Origin of the sequence: Thalassospira sp., from assembly GCF_002709775.1 — a bacterium.
Taxonomy (GTDB): Bacteria; Pseudomonadota; Alphaproteobacteria; order Rhodospirillales; family Thalassospiraceae; genus Thalassospira.
Genome location: NZ_PAQR01000037.1, coordinates 46,836 through 67,086 on the forward strand (window position 1 = coordinate 46,836; position 20,251 = coordinate 67,086).

General features: G+C 55.1%; 19 protein-coding genes and 1 pseudogene. 10 read left to right on the forward strand and 10 right to left on the reverse strand.

The window, feature by feature from the left end:
* Nucleotides 1–155: 155 nt before the first annotated feature.
* Nucleotides 156–872 (reverse strand): cytochrome b/b6 domain-containing protein, encoded by a 717-nt coding sequence (locus CMO10_RS13845; protein WP_297023243.1) that lies wholly within the window; start codon nt 870–872, stop codon nt 156–158.
* Between the two features lie 364 nt (nt 873–1,236).
* Here CMO10_RS13845 and CMO10_RS13850 point away from each other — a divergent pair, with 364 nt between their 5' ends.
* From CMO10_RS13850 to CMO10_RS13865, 4 genes are all read left to right on the forward strand, one after another.
* Nucleotides 1,237–2,505 (forward strand): imelysin family protein, encoded by a 1,269-nt coding sequence (locus CMO10_RS13850; RefSeq protein ID WP_297023246.1) that lies wholly within the window; start codon nt 1,237–1,239, stop codon nt 2,503–2,505.
* A 92-nt stretch (nt 2,506–2,597) separates the two neighbouring features.
* Complete coding sequence (locus CMO10_RS13855) at nt 2,598–4,061, forward strand: di-heme oxidoreductase family protein (RefSeq protein ID WP_297023251.1); 1,464 nt, start codon at nt 2,598–2,600, stop codon at nt 4,059–4,061.
* Between the two features lie 68 nt (nt 4,062–4,129).
* On the forward strand, nt 4,130–5,257 hold the full coding sequence (locus tag CMO10_RS13860) for an imelysin family protein (RefSeq protein ID WP_297023254.1): 1,128 nt from the start codon (nt 4,130–4,132) through the stop codon (nt 5,255–5,257).
* Between the two features lie 24 nt (nt 5,258–5,281).
* Nucleotides 5,282–6,421 carry a DUF1513 domain-containing protein gene (locus CMO10_RS13865; RefSeq protein ID WP_297023257.1) on the forward strand — a complete coding sequence of 380 codons (1,140 nt, stop codon included), beginning with the start codon at nt 5,282–5,284 and terminating at the stop codon, nt 6,419–6,421.
* 441 nt (nt 6,422–6,862) lie between these two features.
* Here the strand turns inward: CMO10_RS13865 and CMO10_RS13870 are convergent, their stop codons facing one another.
* The 6 genes and pseudogenes from CMO10_RS13870 to CMO10_RS13895 all read right to left on the reverse strand — a co-directional run bounded on the left by CMO10_RS13870 (nt 6,863) and on the right by CMO10_RS13895 (nt 11,052).
* A complete protein-coding gene (locus tag CMO10_RS13870; RefSeq protein ID WP_044828369.1) occupies nt 6,863–7,621 on the reverse strand; it encodes an IclR family transcriptional regulator in 759 nt (252 codons plus the stop codon).
* Between the two features lie 41 nt (nt 7,622–7,662).
* Nucleotides 7,663–8,049 carry a RidA family protein gene (locus tag CMO10_RS13875; protein WP_044828368.1) on the reverse strand — a complete coding sequence of 129 codons (387 nt, stop codon included), beginning with the start codon at nt 8,047–8,049 and terminating at the stop codon, nt 7,663–7,665.
* 18 nt (nt 8,050–8,067) lie between these two features.
* Nucleotides 8,068–8,832: pseudogene (locus tag CMO10_RS13880) on the reverse strand (amino acid ABC transporter ATP-binding protein).
* Nucleotides 8,833–8,842: 10 nt separating this feature from the next.
* Complete coding sequence (locus tag CMO10_RS13885; protein WP_297023262.1) at nt 8,843–9,502, reverse strand: amino acid ABC transporter permease; 660 nt, start codon at nt 9,500–9,502, stop codon at nt 8,843–8,845.
* An 11-nt stretch (nt 9,503–9,513) separates the two neighbouring features.
* On the reverse strand, nt 9,514–10,176 hold the full coding sequence (locus CMO10_RS13890; RefSeq protein ID WP_297023265.1) for an amino acid ABC transporter permease: 663 nt from the start codon (nt 10,174–10,176) through the stop codon (nt 9,514–9,516).
* A gap of 27 nt (nt 10,177–10,203) precedes the next feature.
* The gene (locus CMO10_RS13895) at nt 10,204–11,052 is read right to left on the reverse strand and encodes a transporter substrate-binding domain-containing protein (protein ID WP_297023268.1); all 849 of its coding nucleotides are present in this window, start codon (nt 11,050–11,052) and stop codon (nt 10,204–10,206) included.
* A gap of 171 nt (nt 11,053–11,223) precedes the next feature.
* Between CMO10_RS13895 and CMO10_RS13900 the strand changes: the two genes are divergently transcribed.
* Nucleotides 11,224–12,270 (forward strand): D-TA family PLP-dependent enzyme, encoded by a 1,047-nt coding sequence (locus CMO10_RS13900; RefSeq protein ID WP_297023271.1) that lies wholly within the window; start codon nt 11,224–11,226, stop codon nt 12,268–12,270.
* Nucleotides 12,271–12,291: 21 nt separating this feature from the next.
* Nucleotides 12,292–13,203 carry a sugar kinase gene (locus CMO10_RS13905; protein ID WP_297023273.1) on the forward strand — a complete coding sequence of 304 codons (912 nt, stop codon included), beginning with the start codon at nt 12,292–12,294 and terminating at the stop codon, nt 13,201–13,203.
* Between the two features lie 61 nt (nt 13,204–13,264).
* Here the strand turns inward: CMO10_RS13905 and CMO10_RS13910 are convergent, their stop codons facing one another.
* Both CMO10_RS13910 and CMO10_RS13915 read right to left on the reverse strand, forming a co-directional pair.
* Nucleotides 13,265–15,664, reverse strand: coding sequence for a heavy metal translocating P-type ATPase (locus tag CMO10_RS13910; RefSeq protein WP_297023276.1), 2,400 nt, complete (start codon nt 15,662–15,664; stop codon nt 13,265–13,267).
* 105 nt (nt 15,665–15,769) lie between these two features.
* Nucleotides 15,770–16,204: an ArsR/SmtB family transcription factor gene (locus CMO10_RS13915; protein ID WP_297023278.1), complete on the reverse strand. Its 435-nt coding sequence runs from the start codon at nt 16,202–16,204 to the stop codon at nt 15,770–15,772.
* 177 nt (nt 16,205–16,381) lie between these two features.
* On the opposite strand from CMO10_RS13915, the gene CMO10_RS13920 reads away from it, so the two are divergent.
* Together CMO10_RS13920 and CMO10_RS13925 are read left to right on the forward strand one after the other, a co-directional pair.
* A complete protein-coding gene (locus CMO10_RS13920; RefSeq protein WP_297023281.1) occupies nt 16,382–16,936 on the forward strand; it encodes a DUF2975 domain-containing protein in 555 nt (184 codons plus the stop codon).
* On the forward strand, nt 16,936–17,142 hold the full coding sequence (locus tag CMO10_RS13925; RefSeq protein ID WP_297023283.1) for a helix-turn-helix domain-containing protein: 207 nt from the start codon (nt 16,936–16,938) through the stop codon (nt 17,140–17,142). The genes CMO10_RS13920 and CMO10_RS13925 overlap by 1 nt, the downstream gene beginning before the upstream one ends.
* Before the next feature lie 52 nt (nt 17,143–17,194).
* Here the strand turns inward: CMO10_RS13925 and CMO10_RS13930 are convergent, their stop codons facing one another.
* Nucleotides 17,195–18,442 (reverse strand): aminomethyl transferase family protein, encoded by a 1,248-nt coding sequence (locus CMO10_RS13930; RefSeq protein ID WP_297023285.1) that lies wholly within the window; start codon nt 18,440–18,442, stop codon nt 17,195–17,197.
* A gap of 283 nt (nt 18,443–18,725) precedes the next feature.
* Between CMO10_RS13930 and CMO10_RS13935 the strand changes: the two genes are divergently transcribed.
* A complete protein-coding gene (locus CMO10_RS13935) occupies nt 18,726–19,142 on the forward strand; it encodes an MAPEG family protein (protein WP_297023287.1) in 417 nt (138 codons plus the stop codon).
* A 132-nt stretch (nt 19,143–19,274) separates the two neighbouring features.
* On the forward strand, nt 19,275–20,036 hold the full coding sequence (locus CMO10_RS13940; protein ID WP_297023289.1) for an SDR family NAD(P)-dependent oxidoreductase: 762 nt from the start codon (nt 19,275–19,277) through the stop codon (nt 20,034–20,036).
* Nucleotides 20,037–20,251 lie beyond the last annotated feature (215 nt).

The window sequence follows — 20,251 nt, forward strand, 5'->3', positions numbered from 1 at the left end:
CCTGATCAGCTTTCCCCACCCCCATGCACTGTACCCCACAGAGCGCGCGAGAAACTGATCAGGGGATTTTTATTCCAAAGAAAAGGCCAACGTCATGATGTCACGACGTTGGCCTTATTCATTTCAAGCCCGGCACAGAAAACCGGGAAGCGGCCCTATCCGCGTGCGAGGGTGATCCCGCCCCAGACAGCCAGCGCGCAAATGATCAGGATTGCGATGCCCAGTACCGGTGATGCAAACCGGATCGTTGCAAACCGTTCTGCCAGTTCGGCCGGCACTTGGCGGGTGCCGATCACCATGGCGCGGATCAGGTTTTCACGTTTGACGACCAGATAGAATATCGCGGCAAACACATGCAGCCCAACCGCGGCATAGATCAGATTGATGTTGGTATGATGGATCCAGTTCATGGTGCCGGCGAAATCGGAACTGACATAGGCAACCAGCGGACCATCAAAGAACAGGAAGGTATCCTCGCTGGCAAACAGGCCAGAAAACGCCTGAAGCCCGACCAGAAGGATCAGAACCGCAACCATCCAGCCCCCCGCCGGGTTATGCCCGGCATAGGTCAGATCGGCCATCGTGCCGTTCGGGATTTTCAGCATGTAGTTGATGACGCGCTTGGGCCCGGTCAGGAAATCGGCAAAGCGGGCGTTCGAACTGCCGACAAAGCCCCAGATGATGCGAAAGATCACAAGTGCCAGCACGCTGTATCCGGCGATGGCATGGATATCGATCATCACCTGCCGGTTGGTCCACCAGGCGGTGACGATGGCAATGACAAGGGCCCAGTGGAAAAGCCGCACCGGAAAATCCCAGAGTTTGACCTTCTTTTCGTCAGACGCCGGGTGGCTCATATCGGGATTGCTCATCGGGCCTCTCTCTTTGCGCGATCAGTGAATTCATGGTTGCGGAAAACGTCATAGGGGATTTTCCGCCAAGAAGCTTAAAGACAGATCAATTTTCCCCTTAGCGGATTTCATCCGCATTTCACCCAAAGCCGACCAATAAGCTTTAGCGGCAACCAACGGTTATCACATTGCGAAAACGTAAAATTTTGCAAATTGGTGATTCTTTATTTGAAAATCATTCTCACAAGCAGTATCAATTGGCGGAAGCATAGTGATCAGGGTCACAATCCATTCAGGCGTGCATTCGTTTGTATGGGATGGATTTTTGCCTGATCCGCAGGGCATTTGCCCTTGGCTCACCATTCAGGGATAGATGGGAACTCCTATGAAGATCGCAAAGATTCTGGGTACGGCCGCACTGGTCTCTACCCTTGGCGCGCAGGCATATGCCGCACCGGCCGCCAAAGACGTACTGACCACCTATGCGGATATCGCGCATGCGGGCTATGAAGATTCGCTGATTACCGCCAAGGCACTGCAGGCAGCAATTGACGAACTGGTCGCAAACCCGTCAGCCGCCACCTTTGACGCAGCGAAGTCGGCCTGGCTGGCATCGCGCGCACCCTATCAGCAGACCGAAGTTTATCGTTTCGGCAACGCGATTGTTGATGACTGGGAAGGCAAGGTAAACGCATGGCCGCTCGATGAAGGTCTGATCGACTATGTCGAAACCGGCCTTTATGGCGAAGAAAGCGAAGAAAACCCGGCTTACACCGCCAACGTCATTGCCAACCCGACCCTGACCATTTCGGGCGAAACCATCGATGCGTCGACCATTGATGCAGCTTTGCTTGAAAGCCTGCATGAAATTGATGACGTCGAAGCAAACGTTGCAACCGGCTATCACGCCATTGAATTCCTGCTTTGGGGTCAGGACCTGCATGGGACCGATGCCGGTGCCGGTGAACGTAAATGGACCGACTATGCAGCTGGCGATGACTGCACCAACGGCAATTGCGATCGTCGTGGTGAATATCTTCAGGCCGCAGCGGACCTGATGGTTTCCGATCTGGAATGGATCACCGAACAGTGGGCCGAAGGTGGCGAAGCACGTGAAACCGTTCTTGAAGGTGATGGCGTTCCGGGCCTGACCGCGATTGTGACCGGCATGGGTTCGCTTTCTTATGGCGAACTGGGTGGCGAACGTACCAAGCTTGGTCTGCTGCTGCATGATCCGGAAGAAGAGCATGATTGCTTCTCCGACAACACCCATAACAGCCACTACTATGACGCACTGGGCATCCAGAACGTTTATCTTGGCCGTTACACCCGTGTTGACGGTTCGGTTGTTGAAGGTCCGTCGCTTTCCGATCTGGTTGCAGCAAATGATGCAGGCCTTGATACCGAACTGCGTGGCAAGCTGGCGGCATCGGTTGTTGCCGGTAAAGTCATGGTCACCCGCGCAAAAGGCGGCGAAGCCTTTGACCAGCTGATCGCCATGGGCAACGAAGATGGCAATGCCGTCGTTCAGGCCTTTGTTGATGCACTTGTTGATCAGACCAAATCGATCGAACAGATCATTGCCGCTGTCGGCATTGACGGTATCGAGTTCGAAGGTTCTGACAGCCTCGACAACCCGTCTGCAGTAAACTAATCATCATTATCAGGCACCTGCCTGAATGACAGTGAACGGCGGGGGATGAATTCTCCCGCCGTTTTGCTTTGAACAAAAACTAGAAGACTTCCATGAACCGTCCCGCACGCACGCCCCTGTTTTCATGCCCGCTCTGGCTGGTTGCCGTCGGCCTTGCCGTTGCGCCAATTACCCTTCATGCCGAAACAACTGGCACCCCGACCCTGCCCGGCGGGGACACAAGTTGGCGTGCTGATCACGGACGCGATGCCTTCATGCATCAATCCGCCAACATGAGCTTTGAAAAGCGGCTTGATTTCAAGCTGGGTGAAGCCCTTTTTCAAAGGCTGTGGGTAACTGCGCCGACCCGCACCAAGGCGGCAGACGGATTGGGTCCGCTGTTTAATTCACGTGCGTGTAGCGGATGTCATATCCGTAATGGCCGTGGTCATCCGGTTGATGAAAACGATGGCGAAGCCGGGGCAACATCGATGTTGCTGCGCCTGTCGATCCCGCCGCAAACACCCGAACAGCTTCGCGATCATCTGGATGGCAAGCGCGCCACCATTCCTGATCCGGTCTATGGCGGCCAGTTTCAGGATTTCTCGGTCGCAGGCATTGCCGCAGAAGGTCGGGTCAAGGTGCGCTATGAAGCGACCGCAGTGACCCTTGCGGGCGACGAAACCGTTACCTTGCGCAAACCGACTTATGAGATGACCAATCTGGCTTATGGGCCGCTGCATCCTGATGTGATGGTCTCCCCGCGCTTGGCACCGCCAATGATCGGACTTGGGCTGTTGGAAGCTATCCCCGACAGCACCCTTATTGCGGCAAGTGATCCGCAGGATGAAGATGGTGATGGTATTTCCGGGCGGCTTAACCGGGTTTGGGACATTGGCAAGGCCGATATGGCGATTGGCCGTTTTGGCTGGAAGGCAGGCATGCCGACCCTTGATCAGCAAAACCAGAATGCATTCCAGTTCGATATCGGCCTTTCGACCCCGCTTTATCCGCATGGCGGTGGCGATTGCACAGCGGCACAAACCGATTGCATCAATGCGCCTAACGGCAATGATGATGAGTTCGAAGGCCTCGAAGTGCATTCCGTGATGACCGATCTGGTGCTTTATTACACGCGCAACATCGCGCCGCCCGCACGCCGCGATGCCAATGACCCGGACGTTCTGGCGGGGGCCGAAATCTTTGACGCCATCGGCTGCGCATCCTGTCATACGCCGCGCTATCAACTGCCAAAACAAGACGACATGCCTGAACAATCCGGACAGGTGATCTGGCCATACCCCGACTTGTTGCTCCATGACATGGGCGACGGTCTTGCCGACGATAGGCCTGAGGCGCAAGCATCAGGCAGCGAATGGCGCACGCCACCGCTTTGGGGCATTGGCCGCGCGCAAGAAATCGATCCCCGCGCGCGCTTCCTGCATGACGGACGGGCAACAAGCATTCTTGAAGCGATCCTGTGGCATGGCGGTGAAGCCGGAACCGCCCGCGATGCGGTCACAAAGCTGCCACCATCGGAGCGCAGTCAGTTGCTGGCGTTTCTAAAGTCCTTGTGACGCGTTATATGTTGCAAGAACACACGCGAAATCAGATGCCCAAACACGAGAATATCGGGAAAAGTCACATGATCTTCAAACCCAGCTGGCGCAGCTTGTTGCTTTCAACCACGACCGTTCTTGCTGTTGGGTTGAGTGCCCCCGGTGCCAAAGCCGATATCCCCGATGAAAGCTATCAGCCGGTTCTGGCACATCTGCTGGGTACTGTGATGCCGCCAAAGCTTGATGAATTTCACACAGCGACCGAAGAACTGAGCGAAGAATTCAGGGATTTTTGTTCCGATCCCGATAACGGCGGGCTTGAAGACACGCAAGCAGCCTATCATGCGGCAATGGATATCTGGCAGGAAATCCAGCCCTGGCGCATGGGCCCGCTGGTCGCCAACGGCCGGGATCAGCATATCGAATATTGGCCGGACAAACATGGCACGGCCGCCCGGCAGTTCCGCAAGCTGATGTTTGACAAACCCGCCGCCTATACCGATCCCGAACAGCTTGCCGGTGCCAGTGCAGCACTTCAGGGCTTTCCGGCACTTGAAGAGGTTTTGTTTGCCGATGATCACGGTGATCAGATGATTGCCGCCGATGAAGACGGCGTGTTCCTGTGCCAATATGGCACCGCCATTGCCACAAACCTTGGTACCCTGTCAGGTGAATTGCAGGCTGAATGGCCGGAATTCGCAACCGCAATGGAGAATGCCGGGCCCGACAGCATGGACTATCCAAGTGCGAAATTCGCCGCGACCGATCTTTACCGCGCCCTGCATGAAGGTCTTCTGATCATCTCGACCCAGAAACTTGCCCGACCGCTTGGAGAAAATGCCGAAGACGCGCGGGCGAGCCGCGGGGAAAGCCCGCTTGCCGGACGGTCGCTTCGCAATATCGAACACAACCTGATTGGTCTCTTCGCGATCTATGATGGAACGTGGGGCGATGTTGGCGAGGAAGGCAAGGGGTTGGCCGCCCTGATCGATAACAGTCTTCTGGATCGGTCCTTCAAGCTTAACTGGCAGACGGTTTCTGACACGGTTGCGGACCTGCCGCCGTCGGTCGCAGAGGTCCTTGATCAGTCTGACGGCTATGCCACGCTTTCGGACCTCAAGGGGCAGATCGAATTCCTGACCATGCTTGTTGAGAACGATGTTGGCGGCAACACCCAGCTTGGTGGTGGCTTTAACGCCCTTGATGGTGACTAAGGCGCACGAAAAAGGAGATCAGAGATGGAATATCAACGTCGCAATTTCCTGAAGCTTATGGGCGTTGGCGGGGCCTTTACCCTGTTGCCCTTGGGACTTGCCCGTGCGGCCACCACGCCAAACCCGGAAGATCGCGCGGTCTATATTTCCGCCAGTGCTGGGGAACATGATGACTATTATGTCAGCGCGTTTAATGCATCGGGCAAGATTCTTTTTGAGCAAGCCCTGCCCGGCCGCGGACATGACATCGGCCTTCGCCCCAACCATGTGGATGTGGCCGCCGTTGAACGCCGCCCCGGACTTTATGGCCTGATCCTTGATCGCCATACCGGCGAAGTGCGCGCCAAACTCCACTGCCCGCAAGATCGCCGGTTTTATGGCCATGCCATCTATTCCAACGATGGTCGTTATCTTTACATCACCGAAAACGATTTCGATCATGCCCGCGGGGTGGTTTCCGTCTGGGATGCCGAGGATGGCTATCGCCGTGTGGCAGAGTTCGACAGCTTTGGCACCGGCCCGCATGAATTGCATCTGATGCCGGATGGTGAACATCTGGTGATTGCCAATGGCGGGCTGCATACCCATCCCGATCAGGATGGGCGTACACCGCTTAACATCAGCTCGATGGAACCCAACCTTTCGATCATTGAACGTCGTACGGGCAAGCTTGTCCATCAGGCAGCCCTCAAGCATGACTGGCACAAACTTTCGATCCGCCATCTTGACGTGGCGGCCAATGGCATGATTGCCGCAGGCTTCCAGTATCAGGGCGACCTGACCGATCAGGTGCCACTGGTTGGCATTTGGCAGCCCGGTTCGGAAATCCGCCCGATCGAGGCACCTGACAACGTTCAATACCGCATGCGGCAATATTGCGGATCGGTACGGTTTGACGCATCGGGACAGGTGTTTGGCATTTCCTGTCCGCGTGGCGGGCTTGTGACATTCTGGGATGCGCAAACCAACGACTTCCTGACCCATATCGCCGCCCCGGATGGCTGCGGCCTTGCCGCAACGAACCAGTCGGGCGAATTTGTCGGCACAAGCGGACTTGGCAATGGCTGGCGGATGGATGCGATTCGCCGAAAACGGGTTGAACTGCCCGACGATTCGCACAAATCGCTGCATTGGGATAACCATTTACGCCGTATTCAGGCCTGATCCCACCAATCATAAAAGCATGACAAACCCGCACAAGCCGTGCGGGTTTTAACGTTTTACACCCCTGAAATGCGCAGAAAACTGCGCCCTTAACCGAGTGGTTTGGTCGGGCTATTTACATCACGAAATACTCAACCAAAAATTTTACGCAAATGAGAACGATTTTCACTTGCGCTGTATTTGGAGCTCACCTATAACGGTTCTCGACACAGCCCGCGAATGCAACCCATTCGCATTTGTCCCCAAAACGGCTTGTCTCTCAGACCTATGGGTCCTCTCTCCCCATAGGCCTCTCAAGGTGGAAAAGCGGTGGTTATCGATGCGGGAAACGATAACCGCCGCTTTCTCTTTTCGGGGCCCCGCTTCCAATACACAGACACGCAGAAACAAAAACACCCGGATGTTCAATCCGGGTGAGCGCAGACGATATAACGTCTTGGGTCAGACCGTTTTGGAAAGCTTGTCCCCGGCCGCCTGAAGAACGTTTTTGTAAAGCCCGTAGTTTTCGCGCGCATCATCCTTGGGTGCCACGATACACAGCGTTGCCGAACAAATGCCGCTTTGATCATAGACCGGTGCGGCAAAGCAATGCGTGAAGGTATCAACGATGCTGTCGAACGAGAAAAAGCGTTCTTCATGTGCACGACGGATCTCGGCAATATAGGCATCGATATCCATTTGACGCCCATCGGGCAGGATAAAGTCTTCTGCCGGGATCAGATCGCGGATTTCCTGATCATCAAGATGCCCTAGCAACAACCGACCAGAAGCGGTCCATGGAATGGCCGTGCGTTCGCCAACATCGGCAGAGATGCGAAACGGGCGACTGCCCTCTCGCTGCAGGGCAACGGTGTATTTGTTGCCATCCAGCATACAGAACTGTGACGTTTCCTTGGTGCTGGCGGTGATTTCATCGAGCACGCCAGCGGCCTGACGGGTCAGATCGAAATAGTCGCGATAGGCCAAGCCGAGAAAATAGACCCGTCGACCGAGAAAGACCGAACCATGGGCATCGGTCGTCTCCAGCATGCCGTGATCAATCAGTGTTCCGATCAGATCGTAAACGGTAGAGGTCGGCGCGCCCAAGGCCTGGGCGATCTCGGCGGGACGCTGAGAGGTTTTGACATCACGCAGATGGTCAAGAATATCGAACGCACGATCAATCCCACGCGCACGCTTTCGTACCTGCTGTTCTGTCATAAACCCCTCTCTTAACGTCTTAGCGCAATAGTTGCAGACAGTTATGCCTTACGGAAGGCAATGCAGTCGACCTCTACTTTGCAATCAACAACCATCGAGGACTGGACACAAGCACGTGCCGGCGGGTTTTCGCCAAAATATTCCTCGAACACGCCGTTGAAGGACCAGAAATCACGCGCGTCATCAAGCCAGACACCGATACGCATGATGTCAGCGGCACTGTAACCGGCATCTTCGACGATCTTGAGCATGTTCTCGATCGCGATACGGGACTGTTCAACGATGCCATTGCCAACAACTTCACCGTCACGCATCGGGGTTTGGCCCGATACATAAAGCCAGCCGTCAGCTTCGGTTGCCTTGGCAAAAGGCAGTGCCTTCTGACCGTTGCCTTTACCTTCGCCAACACCGTGTCTTTTAATGCTCATTAAAATATCTCCTGATTCTCAAAATTCTGAATTTGCAAGGAAACCCTGCAAACGTTCGGTTTTCGGCGCGCCGAAAATTTCTTCGGGGGTGCCTTCTTCGTGAATGCGCCCCTGATGCATGAAGACGACCTTGCTTGAAACATCGCGCGCAAAGCGCATCTCGTGCGTCACAAGCAACATGGTCATGCCCTCATTGGCCAGATCACGAACAACTGCCAGCACCTCTGCCACCAATTCGGGATCAAGGGCCGATGTCACTTCGTCAAACAGCATGATTTGCGGGTTCATGGCGATGGCACGCGCAATTGCCACGCGCTACTGCTGACCACCGGAAAGCTGACCGGGATAATGATCGCGACGCTGGCCCATGCCAACACGCTCAAGCCACTTTTCAGCAACTGCGCGGGCTTCGTCCTTGGGCATTTTCTTGGTCTTGATCAGACCCAGCATGACATTGCGAAGGGCCGTCATATGCGGGAACAGGTTGAACTGCTGAAACGCCATGCCGGTCATGGCTCGCTGACGGGCAATTTCGCGTTCTGACAGGCGGCGGCGCTGACCACCGTCCTGCTTGTAACCGATAGACTGGCCTGCCAGTTCAATCGAGCCCTGCTCAAAGTCTTCAAGAAGGTTCACACAGCGCAAAAGTGTTGTTTTGCCAGAACCTGAAGATCCGATCAGTGAGACGACATCACCCTGCTGCATGGTCAGATCGATGCCCTTGAGGACTTCGACCTTGCCGAAACTTTTGTGAAGGCCGGAAATAGTCAAAATTGGGGACATGATTGCCTCTTTATGGGATCGAAATGCGGCGTTCGACGGCACGACCGGCCTGCTCGATCACGAAGTTCAAAAGGAAATAGACAAAGCCCGCAAAGAGATAGAACTCAAGGCTGAGATAGGTGCGCGAGATAACCTGTTGGGTGGCGAGAAGAAGCTCGACCACGCCAATGATCGACAGAAGTGTCGATGCCTTGACGATCTCGGTCGCCGTATTGACCCAGGTTGGCAGGATTTGACGCAAGGCTTGCGGCAGCAGCACATAAACAAAGGTTTGTCCGAATGTCAGGCCAATGGATTTGGCTGCCTCGGTCTGACCTTGTGGAATCGCGGATAAAGCGCCCCGGACGATCTCGCCAACATGCGAAGAACAAAACAGCGTAAGTGCCAGAACACCGGCCTGAAACGCCGTCAGGTCAAGACCGACCACCGACAGAATATAGAAACAAGCCAGGATCAGCACGAACACCGGCGTTCCACGCAGGAAGTCGATATACAAGCGCACGATAAAGCGCAGCCATTTCGCGCCGTAAGTCATCGCCAAACCGACAAACACGCCAAGGATCGAACCAAGCACGACCGATGCCACGGATATCAGGATGGTATCGCCCAAACCCGAAAGCAGGCTGAGCCGCGCATTCCAAAGTTCAGTCAGGAAAAGAGAAAAGTTCATCTGATACCCCTTTAGCGCGGAACTGCAAGGCGCAGCTCAAGGCGGCGCAGGAGTGCTGCGATCACATAACAGGCAACCACATAGATCATTGACGCGACCATCCATGTTTCAATCACACGGAAGCTTTCGACATTGATTTTACGCGCATAAAAGGTCAGTTCCGGCACCGCGATCGCAGCAGCCAGGGACGTGTCCTTGAACAGCGAAATGAAGTTGTTTGAAAGTGACGGCAGCACATTGCGGAACATCACCGGAATGATGATGTTGGTTTTGATCTTGAACTCGGTCAAACCAATCGCAAGCCCCGCTTCACGCAGACCTTTTGGCAACGCCACAAGACCGGAACGGAACACCTCGGCCAGATACGCGCCAGCATAGATCGACAGCGTAAAAACAAAGGACGAGATTTTGTCCAGTGCGATGCCAAGCTGCGGCAGCGCGAAATAGCAAAAAAGGATGAGAACAAGGATCGGGGTATTGCGGATCGCGGAGACATAAGCCACCGCGATCCAGCGCAAGGTTTTATGACGCGAAAGCATCCCGAACGCCGCCAGAAGACCGATCCCGCATCCGATCGCAATCGAGACAACGGCCAGAAACAGGCCAAGCCCCAGACCCTCTGCGAGGAGATCCCAGTTACGCCAGATGACGTCAAAGTTGAAATCGTAATTCAAAGCGGAATTCCCGAATGCTGGCGTTGATTACTTGTACTCGACAGGGAAGCCGATTTTCGGCGTTTCGAGTTCTTCACCAAACCAGGTCTTGAAGCTTTCCGCATAGAACGGGAACTCAACACCGGTCATGCCTTCGTGCAGGACGGTATTGACGAAGTTCAACCAACGCTGATCGCCCGGCTTCACGCCACAGGAGTAGCTCTGCGGGTTCCAAGCATAACCGGCATCCTGATAACGATCCGGGTTCTGAACCATGAACCAGCGAAGGGCAGACTGATCGGTTGCAGCTGCTTCGGCACGTCCGGAATTCAGCGCCTGATACATCAGATCGACGCTGTCATACTGATCGACTTCTGCATCAGGCAGTGCGGAATGCACCATTTCTTCGGCATAGACGTTCTGAAGAACAGCGACAGTAACGTCATCACCAGCTGCTTTCAGTGCGTCGTAGTCGGCATAGTCACCATTTGCCATCAGTAGCAGGCCAACACCTTCGCGGTAGTAGGGAATGGTGAATTCGATCTGCTGTGCGCGTTCGGCCGTTACCGTCATGAACTGGCAGGCCATGTCGACCTTGTCGGTGACAAGGTTCGGAATACGCGCATCACCGGACTGCTGAACATATTCAATCTTGTTCGGATCACCGAACAGCGCCTTGGCAACCAGACGGCCCATATCGACGTCAAAACCCTTGAGCTGATTGTCACCATCGACAAAGTGCCACGGCGGGTTGGTTGAGCCCGTACCAAGGATCAGGTAACCGCGATCAAGAACTTCCTGAAGCTTGCTTGCTTCCTGAGCCGATGCGGAACCAACTGCCGAAACAGCGGTTGCGGTCATGACAGTCGCTACTGCCAGGGTTTTAAGAAATGTCATTCCTGTCTCCAGTTTCAAATAAGCCACACATTCTTGAACCGTTTCTTATTTTCCGTTATAACGGAATACATGCCGTTATTTCGGATTTACCCTAGCAGCGGCGTTCAAGATATGTCAATTTCGTTTTGCAAAAAGCTGAGAGCGCCAACCTCAAACTCACCAGGAACCAGCATGTTTGATACTCCCTGCCTTGTGATCGACCTCCCCGTCGTTGATGAAAACATTGCGCGTTTCCAGAAGCATGCCGATGCGGCAGGCCTGCAGACGCGCCCGCATATCAAGACGCACAAACTGCCGTTTTTCGCCAAACGGCAAATCGCTGCTGGCGCCATCGGCATCACCTGCCAGAAGACCGGCGAGGCCGAAGTGATGGCTGAGGGCGGACTCCAGGACATATTGCTGACCTACAATGTGATCGGTGATGCCAAGCTGGATCGCCTGGTGGCGCTCGCGAAGAAATGCAAACTGTCGGTGACCTGCGATAATTCGACGGTGGCCGAAGGCCTGTCTGCGCACTTTGCCAATGCCGGGATTGATCTGACGGTTCTGGTCGAATGCGACACAGGTGCAGGCCGGTGTGGAGTCCAAAGCCCGATTGCAGCTTGCGAACTCGCATCACAGATCAACGGGATGCCGGGTTTAAGGTTCGGCGGATTGATGACCTATCCGCCGATGGATCATTCTGAAAATGTCGACAAATGGCTGGCCGATGCCAAGAAGCTGATCCAGGCTGCGGGTATCGCCTGCCCGGTCGTGTCAACCGGCGGCACGCCGAACATGGACACCCTTGGGGCCTTTAAACACGCGACCGAGCATCGCGCGGGAACCTATATCTATAACGACCGCTCCCTGATTGCGCGCGGTGCCTGTGGTGTTGAAGACTGTGCTGCGGTCGTCAAGGCAACGGTGGTTTCCCGCCCGACCAAAACGCGTGCCATCATTGATGCCGGCTCAAAGGCACTCAGCTCTGACCTGTTGGGACTTGAAGGGTTTGGCATGGTTCGTGAGGCACCTGATGCGTCGATTGTCGGTCTTTCCGAAGAACACGGCATCATCGAGCTTGGTGACAGCAATTGGGATCCGGCCGTCGGTGACATCATATCGATCATCCCGAACCACATCTGCGTTGTTTCCAATCTGTTTCCGACCATCTGGGTCAAAGATGAAAACGGCGAAATGACAGAAATGCCTGTCGCTGCACGCGGCATGCTGCGCTAGTTCACCCAAGGGAGTTTTATGATGTCTGTTGATGTCATTTGCATTGGCGAAGCCATGGGTGAAATTTCATTCAGCCCGACAGGTGATTCGAGCGTGAAGGTCGGTGGGGACACGTTCAATACTGCGGTCTATCTTGGCCGGCTTGGGATCAAAAGCGGATTCGCCTCTGCCGTCGGGACAGACCCGTTTGGCGATATGATCCGCGCTGTGCTCCGCGATAATCAGGTGAGTGATGCGTTTCTGATCAGCACAGATCTTGCCAATACCGGGCTGTATTCCATCACCAATCGCGCGGACGGCGAACGCTTTTTCCATTACTGGCGCAACCAGTCGGCTGCACGCCAAACATTGTCACTCGCACCCCCCGTCTATCTGCAGGCACTTGAAGGTGCCCCCTGGCTTTACCTTTCAGGCATCAGCTTACATGTCCTGGAAGAAGATATGGCGTTGCTGATGCAAACGCTGGAAGCCTGCAAGGCAAAAGGCGGCAAGATCGCCTTTGATGGCAATTTCCGGCCAAAACTTTGGGAAGAAAAGCACGATCAGGCGCGTGAGATTTATGCTCGCATCACGGCTCTGTCTGACCTCGTTCTTCCCACCTTTGAAGACGAAGCGCTTTTGTGGGGGGATGCGACAGCACAGGCAACAATTGACCGAATCGCCAAGCTTGGTCCGTCAATGATTGTCGTAAAACAGGGTGCCGATGGCTGCTTGCTTTATGATCACGGTGACGTCGCGCATATCGCGATCCCCAATCCCGTAACGGCCGTCGACACCACTGCCGCTGGTGACAGCTTTAATGCCGGCTTTTTGGCCGCCTTGATCAAGGGCGAGGACGGGACTGCGGCAACCTTGTCCGGTCACGAACTGGCAGCGAAGGTCATCACACATCGTGGCGCGATTATCCCGGCAGATGCCATGGATGTGTCTTAACCGGCACTTCATAGCCAATTCAAAAGCCAAGTCTAGCGTTTCACCGGACTTGGCTTTTTCATTACAGCTTGCGCAAGGCGATCAGAAGCCTGAGCGAGTTGATCGTCACCAGCACCGTCGCACCGGTATCGGCCAGAACAGCCAACCACAATCCGGTCAGGCCCGTGATGGATGTCACCAGGAAGACTGCCTTCAGACCAAGCGCAATGGCGATGTTTTCGCGGATCACCCGCCTTGCACTGCGTGACAGTTTCACCAGATTGACGACATCACCCAGCCGGGCCTTGACCGCGACCGCGTCAGCGGCCTCAAGCGCGATGTCGGTGCCGCCACCAATCGCGATGCCGACATCAGCCGCCTTCAATGCCGGGGCATCATTGATGCCATCGCCAACCATAGCCACCGGTCCGGATCGCTTCGGATCATCGCGAAGGGCCGCCAATGCATTCAGCTTGTCTTCGGGCATCAGTTCAGCACGGTATTCCATGCCAAGCTCTGCCGCCATGCGTTTGGCGACCCGATCAGCATCACCGGTCAGCATTACCGGCGTGATGTTGAGTTTGTTAAGCGCCGCCAAAGCCTGTTTTGCGTCACTGCGTGCTACGTCACGCAACGCCAGTGCACCGATCACCTGCCCTTCTTTCAGAATGACAACAGCTGTACTGCCGCCTTCTTCCTGCGCGCTCAGCCAATCACCGATTTCACCATCGGGCATGCCGCTTAGCCGCTTGGCTGCCCCGACCTGATACAAAGCACCGTCAATGCGGCCTTCGACACCGGCCCCGGCGATGGTTTTGGCCTGCTCGACCACGGGCAGATCAAGATTACGGTCTTCTGCTGCCGCGACCACCGCACGGGCCAAAGGGTGGGATGTGACGGCTTCAAGGGCTGCGGCGATGGTCAAAACACCGTTCTCGCCATAACCCTCTGCCGTCTTGATCGCACTTAGCTTCGGCTTGCCTTCGGTCAGTGTCCCGGTCTTGTCAAACGCCATGGTGCGCACAGCCCCAATTAGCTCCAGACCAGCGCCACCCTTGACCAGAAGGCCGATTTTTGTCGCGCGCGCCAAGGCAGAGGTCACTGCAGCAGGCGTTGAAATCACCAGCGCACAGGGGCACCCGATCAAAAGTAGTGCTAGACCACGATAGATCCAGTCTTCCCAACCCTGCCCGAACAGCAGAGGCGGGATCACGACCGTTGCCAGTGCGAGCCCCATGATGATCGGAGTATAGATGCGGGCAAACTTGGCAACAAAGCGCTCGACAGGGGCCTTGTGCTTTTCGCTTTGCTCAACCAGCTCAATCACGCGATCCAGCATGGTGTGCCCGGCAGCACGCGTTACGGAAATCCTCACCGGACTGTCTGTGACGATTGCCCCGGCAAAGACTTCGACGCCAGCGTCGCTATAGACCGGAACGGACTCACCCGTGAGATGGCTGTTATCGATCTCGGCCGCACCTGTTTCGATCACACCATCGGATGGCACACGCTCGCCAGGCCGGACTTCAATGACATTGCCGATGGCAAGCTGATTGGGCGAGACGGTTTCAAACCCGCTGCCAGCAACCAAACGGGCGGTTTCCGGGGCAAGCTTCATTAACGCCTTGACCCCGCTTCGCGCCCGACCAGCGGCAACACCCTCTAGCCGCTCGCCAATGGCAAACAGCAGCACGACCATCCCGGCCTCAAGGCTTTCACCAATCGCCACAGCACCGATGACAGCGACCGACATCAGAAGCTCGATCGAGAAAATGGCCCCGCTTTGCGCCAGACGAAGCGCCTTTTTCATTACAGGCAGAGCTGCCAAAAGGGAGGCCACCGACATGGCATAGGGCGCGGTTGCAGGGAAGATCGCGCCAATCACCCCACCCAACGCAAGGCAGATGGCGGCAAAGGCGATTTCATCATTATCGGCAGACCACGGCGCCAAACGACGCAGCAGGCTCTGGGGCGGTGATGCTTCATCCGTTTCGCTACCGGCCGCAGCCCCACCACAGCAGGACGTGCCACAGGATGATTTTGCGGAAGCTTTGACGATGGCCGCACCTGTTTGCTCAGCAGGATAACCGAGCTTACCAAGGGTTGGCGCAACCGATTGGCTTTCCGCTGCCTGGTCGGCGGTAAAGCCAAGTGTCACGCTTTCACGCATCATCGAGACATCGACACAGGAAACACCATCCATCCGACTCAACGCGGTTTCGATCTTGGCCACACAAGATCCGCAATCCATGCCCGAAACATGCCACTGGTAATGAACGATACCGTTTTCATGATCCTTGAGAATCTTCTGGAATGTGGCGTTGTCGTCATCACCCAGTTGGGTCGGGGTCGAGATCCCCTGCCCGTCATCGGAAAAGCTTTGATGTGGCATCGCCTGCCTCAGCGCAGTAATGACGGTTTCCCGGCAATGCGCACAGGAACCGACAGTCGGCAGGTCCGTCCATTTCGCGATGAAAGACATCCATCACCTCAAACAATCAAATTTTCATTTATGTGTTAAGGCAAACGTATTTTGCAGACGAGCGACTGTCAAGGACATTCAAATCAAAATTTGAATGTCGCCATTCTAGTCGTGCGTTACATGCGCAAAGGTATCACGCACCACGCGTGAGATATGATCATCGTCGATCTGATAAAGGATATGCCGTCCGCGACGTTCAGACGCCAGAATGCGCTGATCGCGTAAGTGACGAAGATGATGGCTGCATAGCGATTGCGACATATTGGTTGCTTGGGCCAGTTCCGATACCGTTTGCGGTTTTTCCATGCAGCGCAGAACAAGCTGCAAGCGCCCAGCATCCCCCAACAGCGCAAAAATCTTTGCCGCCGCCTCGATATCGGGCAGCGAGAGCGCCTGTCCGGTTGCGCGGGATGCATCGCGGGTAACGGCTTCACCCTGTTTGGTGCTCAGACCAAGACGGGCTGCAGTATCGCATTGCTGGCAACCATCTGCATCGCTTGCGCTAACGGGAGTATGGGATTTTGTTTTGCTCTCTGACATGTGGGTTATTTTCCATGCCTTCCGCCACAAGGCAAGAGACACGTGAAAATTAGCAAGGAACAAGCCTCTTGGCATCGCATCGAAAACAAACGACCTTGACTCATTTCGATAATTTTTTAATGTTTTACATTAATTATTACATACGATTCGAAATGAAGTCACTCTGGAGCCCCACACATGTCATCCGTAGAAACCACTGATACACTCAAGAATGTGCGCGCTATCAGCACCGTTCTTTATTGGGTCTGTGCCATCGCGATCATTTTTCAGTTCCTCGTCGTGCCACTCGTTTGGTATGCGCCGGGCTGGGTTGAAGCCAGCACCAGTCAGATGACCGTCAGCCTTGGCGATCTTCATGCCCTTTCCGGTTGGCAGAAATACGTCACCATGACAGTGATGATGATCCCGTCGCTGGTTTTGGCCTATGGCCTCTATCGCTTGCGCAAAATGTTTGGTGCCTTTGCACAGAACGCCATTTTCCAGACGGAACCGATCCGTCACCTCAAGGCGTTTGGTATTGCTCTGATGGCACAAACCCTGATCAAGCCGCTGACGGGGGCTGCAACTTCGGTTCTTGCGACCTTCCACCGCCCCGCGGGTGAACGGGTTCTGTCAATCGGGCTAAGCAATGCAGAAGCCAGCACGCTGTTTCTCGGCGGGCTGATCATTGTCATTGCCTGGGTGCTGGGCGAAGCGGCACGGATTGATGACGAAAACCGGAGCTTCGTCTGATGGGTATTATTGTTCGACTGGATGTCATGCTGGCCACTCGCAAGATGAAGTCCAAGGAACTCGCAGCCCGGATCGGCATCAGCGAACAAAACCTGTCACTGCTGAAATCCGGCAAGGTCCGTGGTGTGCGGTTTGAAACGCTGTCGGCCATATGCGAGGAACTCGAATGCCAACCGGGCGATCTTTTGGAGTTTCAACCGGATTAGTGCCCGGCCACTGCATGCTGGCCGAGCACGACACACTTCGAGCATCCCCGTTCTACGACTTCATCCGATCCCCGGACGGGTCGTAGAACGGGCGCAGCGATGCTTGGGCCCGCACCACTGTGCCCGCAACATCAATGCTATAGCTTGACGCCAAAATGTCGTTGGCAGTTTCGCCTTCACAGCCGATATAGCCCATCCCGACGGCAGCACCCAAATGATGACCATAGGCGCCCGATGTCAGATGACCGACGATTTTGCCGTCGCGCAGGATCGGTTCGTTATGAAACAGAAGCGGTTCTGGATCGCCCAACCGGAACTGCACCATCCGCCGTTTCAGGCCGCTTTCGCGTTTGGCCAAAACAGCGTCCCGGCCGATGAAATCAGGCTTGTCGGTTTTAACCGCGAAGCCAAGCCCGGCTTCAAGAACATGATCCTCACAGGTGATGTCATGGCCAAAATGACGGAAACCCTTCTCGATCCGGCAACCATCCATCATGTGCAGACCACAGAGCTTCAGACCATTGCTTTCACCCGCGGCAAGAAGCGTTTCAAACACATGGGCTGCCATATCTGTACTGACATAAATCTCCCAGCCCAATTCCCCGACATAGGAAACGCGATGGGCACGGGCGATTCCCATGCCGATTTCGATTTCTTGTGCCGCGCCAAACGGGTTGGCGGCATTCGAGAAATCGTTGGGTGATACCGCAGATAGCAGATCACGCGATTTCGGCCCCATGACGGCAAGCACTGCCTCGCCTGCCGTGACATCGGTGATGACGACCATATGATCGCCAATATGGCGGCGCATCCACGTTTCATCGGCGAGCCGCGTTGCCGCCGGTGTGACGACAAGATAAGTCAGCTCCGACAGGCGGGTGATGGTTACATCCGCCTCAATCCCGCCGCGCGTATTGAGGAACTGTGCATAGACGATCTTGCCGACCGGCACGTCCATTTCCCCACCGCAGATGTGATTGAGGAAAGCAGTTGCATCCGGGCCTTCGACACGGATTTTGCCAAAGGAGGACATGTCATAAAGGCCAACCCCGGTTTCATCCTCAAGCGTGCCGTAAAGCTCCTGGGAATATTTGGCAAGGCGGGTCATGTTCGCGGTCGCGCGTAACTGGGCGATCAGGCCGGCTGCATGCCATGTGGTGCCAGATGTCAGTTCCTTGCGCTCAAGCAAGACAACATCTTTCCAGCCAAGCTTGGTCAGATGATAGGCCACCGAACAGCCAATCACACCACCACCGATAATGACCACACGTGCCTTGTCCTGAATATTTGCCAACGCCATAGCCCCTTAATCGAAATGCACTGAAACTTCCGGGGACGGTTTCCTGATCGGATGGCACACCTGCGCCCGAGGACGGGGTACTCATATTGTTGCCCAAACGCTAGACAACAAGTATGAGCGCGACAAGAGCGGATGGAGCCAAAAGACGGTTTGGATCTATAAAATAAGGCCATCTGGCACCACAAAATCCTTCACGGCTCACAACTTAAAAGTCACCACAACTGATCTATCAACTGTCCAGGTAACGTAGGTCATACAACCATCTCAAAGATCAGGTTTGCCAATGACTTACGAATTAACCATTCTGGTTCTTAACGCCTTTCTCTGCCTCGCCTTCCCATGGGCATATAACTATGCCTATGCCAAGCAGCCCGGTGTGGGCGGCAAGCGCCTCATGGGCAACCGTGACTCCCTGCCGGAACGGACCGGCATGGCGGCACGCGGCGTGCGGGCCCATCAGAACCATCTGGAAAACCTTGTTCCCTTTGCGATTATCGTGCTTACGGCACATGCCATCGGTCTGTCCAATGGCATTACCATTGCCTGCGCCACCACCTTCCTTGTCGCACGCATTGTGCATGGCGGCTTTTATCTTGCTGGCATCACGCGACTTCCGGGCATCAATGGCGCGCGTTCAATTGCCTATTTCGTCAAACTGTTTTCGATGCTGGTTTTCGCGTCCCAACTGTTTTTGGCCTAGATTTCTCGGATGATGTGCATCTGCGATGGATCATATGCTTGCCGGGCGTCCTTGGTTTTGCCTAAATGACGACAAACAATGCCGCGCACAATGCAGCGGCAACAGGGAACGCTTCAGGAAAGGACGTTTTACATGACGCAGAAAGTCGCATTGGTCACCGGGGCCGCACGCGGAATTGGCCTTGCCACCACCAAACTGTTTATCGATCAGGGCTGGAAAGTCGCCATGATCGATCGCGACGGACCGGAACTGGACGCTGCGTCAAAAACCGTTTCGGATGCGGCCTCGGCCTTTGAATATGACGTCTCGATACCCAAACACGTTGATCAGATGGTCGATGCAGTTCTTTCGGCCTTTGGGCGACTTGATGCAGTGGTGAACAACGCCGGCGTTGCCGATTTCCTGCCGGTCGAGGATACCAGCTTTGCCACCTGGCGCCGCATCATGGAAACCAACCTTGATGGCGTGTTCCTTGTCTCGCAAGCGACCATCCCAGCACTCAAGGAAACCAAAGGTGCCATTGTCAATATCGGCTCGATCTCGGGCCTTCGGGCCTCGACACTGCGCGTTGCTTACGGCACATCAAAGGCAGCGGTCATTCACATGACCAAACAACAGGCTGCCGAACTGGGTGAATATGGCATCCGTGCTAATTGCGTCTGCCCCGGCCCGGTCAAAACCAAATTGGCGATGGCGGTGCATTCACCGGAAATCATCTCGGCATACCTCGATGCCATGCCGCTTGGCCGTTATGGCACCGAAAACGAAATCGCAGAAGTCATCCATTTCCTGTGCTCGGACAAGGCAAGCTTTGTCACCGGGCAGATCGTCGCTGCCGACGGCGGATTCGAGACCACAGGTGTTGGCCTACCGGCCCTTCGAGCAAACAAGTAAAGGCACAAGCCATGCGCCCCCTTCGCGTGATCATGACGTTGGCCGCAGTCCTGTCCCTGTCATCCTGCCTGACCTTCAACTGGCAGCGCAGTGTGCAACAGGCATTGTCAAACGCTTGCAACGCGACGGGGGATTGTGGGTCCGAGGGGCCGCTTAACTGACGATCATAATCGCAGTGTGATAACTCATATTTGGAAATATATTCAATATACTCT

Coding starts and splice junctions, on each gene's coding strand:
- CMO10_RS13845 (WP_297023243.1), bottom strand. CDS start 872: ATGAGCAATCCCGATATGAGCCACCCGGCGTCTGACGAAAAGAAGGTC.
- CMO10_RS13850 (WP_297023246.1), top strand. CDS start 1,237: ATGAAGATCGCAAAGATTCTGGGTACGGCCGCACTGGTCTCTACCCTT.
- CMO10_RS13855 (WP_297023251.1), top strand. CDS start 2,598: ATGAACCGTCCCGCACGCACGCCCCTGTTTTCATGCCCGCTCTGGCTG.
- CMO10_RS13860 (WP_297023254.1), top strand. CDS start 4,130: ATGATCTTCAAACCCAGCTGGCGCAGCTTGTTGCTTTCAACCACGACC.
- CMO10_RS13865 (WP_297023257.1), top strand. CDS start 5,282: ATGGAATATCAACGTCGCAATTTCCTGAAGCTTATGGGCGTTGGCGGG.
- CMO10_RS13870 (WP_044828369.1), bottom strand. CDS start 7,621: ATGACAGAACAGCAGGTACGAAAGCGTGCGCGTGGGATTGATCGTGCG.
- CMO10_RS13875 (WP_044828368.1), bottom strand. CDS start 8,049: ATGAGCATTAAAAGACACGGTGTTGGCGAAGGTAAAGGCAACGGTCAG.
- CMO10_RS13885 (WP_297023262.1), bottom strand. CDS start 9,502: ATGAACTTTTCTCTTTTCCTGACTGAACTTTGGAATGCGCGGCTCAGC.
- CMO10_RS13895 (WP_297023268.1), bottom strand. CDS start 11,052: ATGACATTTCTTAAAACCCTGGCAGTAGCGACTGTCATGACCGCAACC.
- CMO10_RS13900 (WP_297023271.1), top strand. CDS start 11,224: ATGTTTGATACTCCCTGCCTTGTGATCGACCTCCCCGTCGTTGATGAA.
- CMO10_RS13905 (WP_297023273.1), top strand. CDS start 12,292: ATGTCTGTTGATGTCATTTGCATTGGCGAAGCCATGGGTGAAATTTCA.
- CMO10_RS13910 (WP_297023276.1), bottom strand. CDS start 15,664: ATGTCTTTCATCGCGAAATGGACGGACCTGCCGACTGTCGGTTCCTGT.
- CMO10_RS13915 (WP_297023278.1), bottom strand. CDS start 16,204: ATGTCAGAGAGCAAAACAAAATCCCATACTCCCGTTAGCGCAAGCGAT.
- CMO10_RS13920 (WP_297023281.1), top strand. CDS start 16,382: ATGTCATCCGTAGAAACCACTGATACACTCAAGAATGTGCGCGCTATC.
- CMO10_RS13925 (WP_297023283.1), top strand. CDS start 16,936: ATGGGTATTATTGTTCGACTGGATGTCATGCTGGCCACTCGCAAGATG.
- CMO10_RS13930 (WP_297023285.1), bottom strand. CDS start 18,442: ATGGCGTTGGCAAATATTCAGGACAAGGCACGTGTGGTCATTATCGGT.
- CMO10_RS13935 (WP_297023287.1), top strand. CDS start 18,726: ATGACTTACGAATTAACCATTCTGGTTCTTAACGCCTTTCTCTGCCTC.
- CMO10_RS13940 (WP_297023289.1), top strand. CDS start 19,275: ATGACGCAGAAAGTCGCATTGGTCACCGGGGCCGCACGCGGAATTGGC.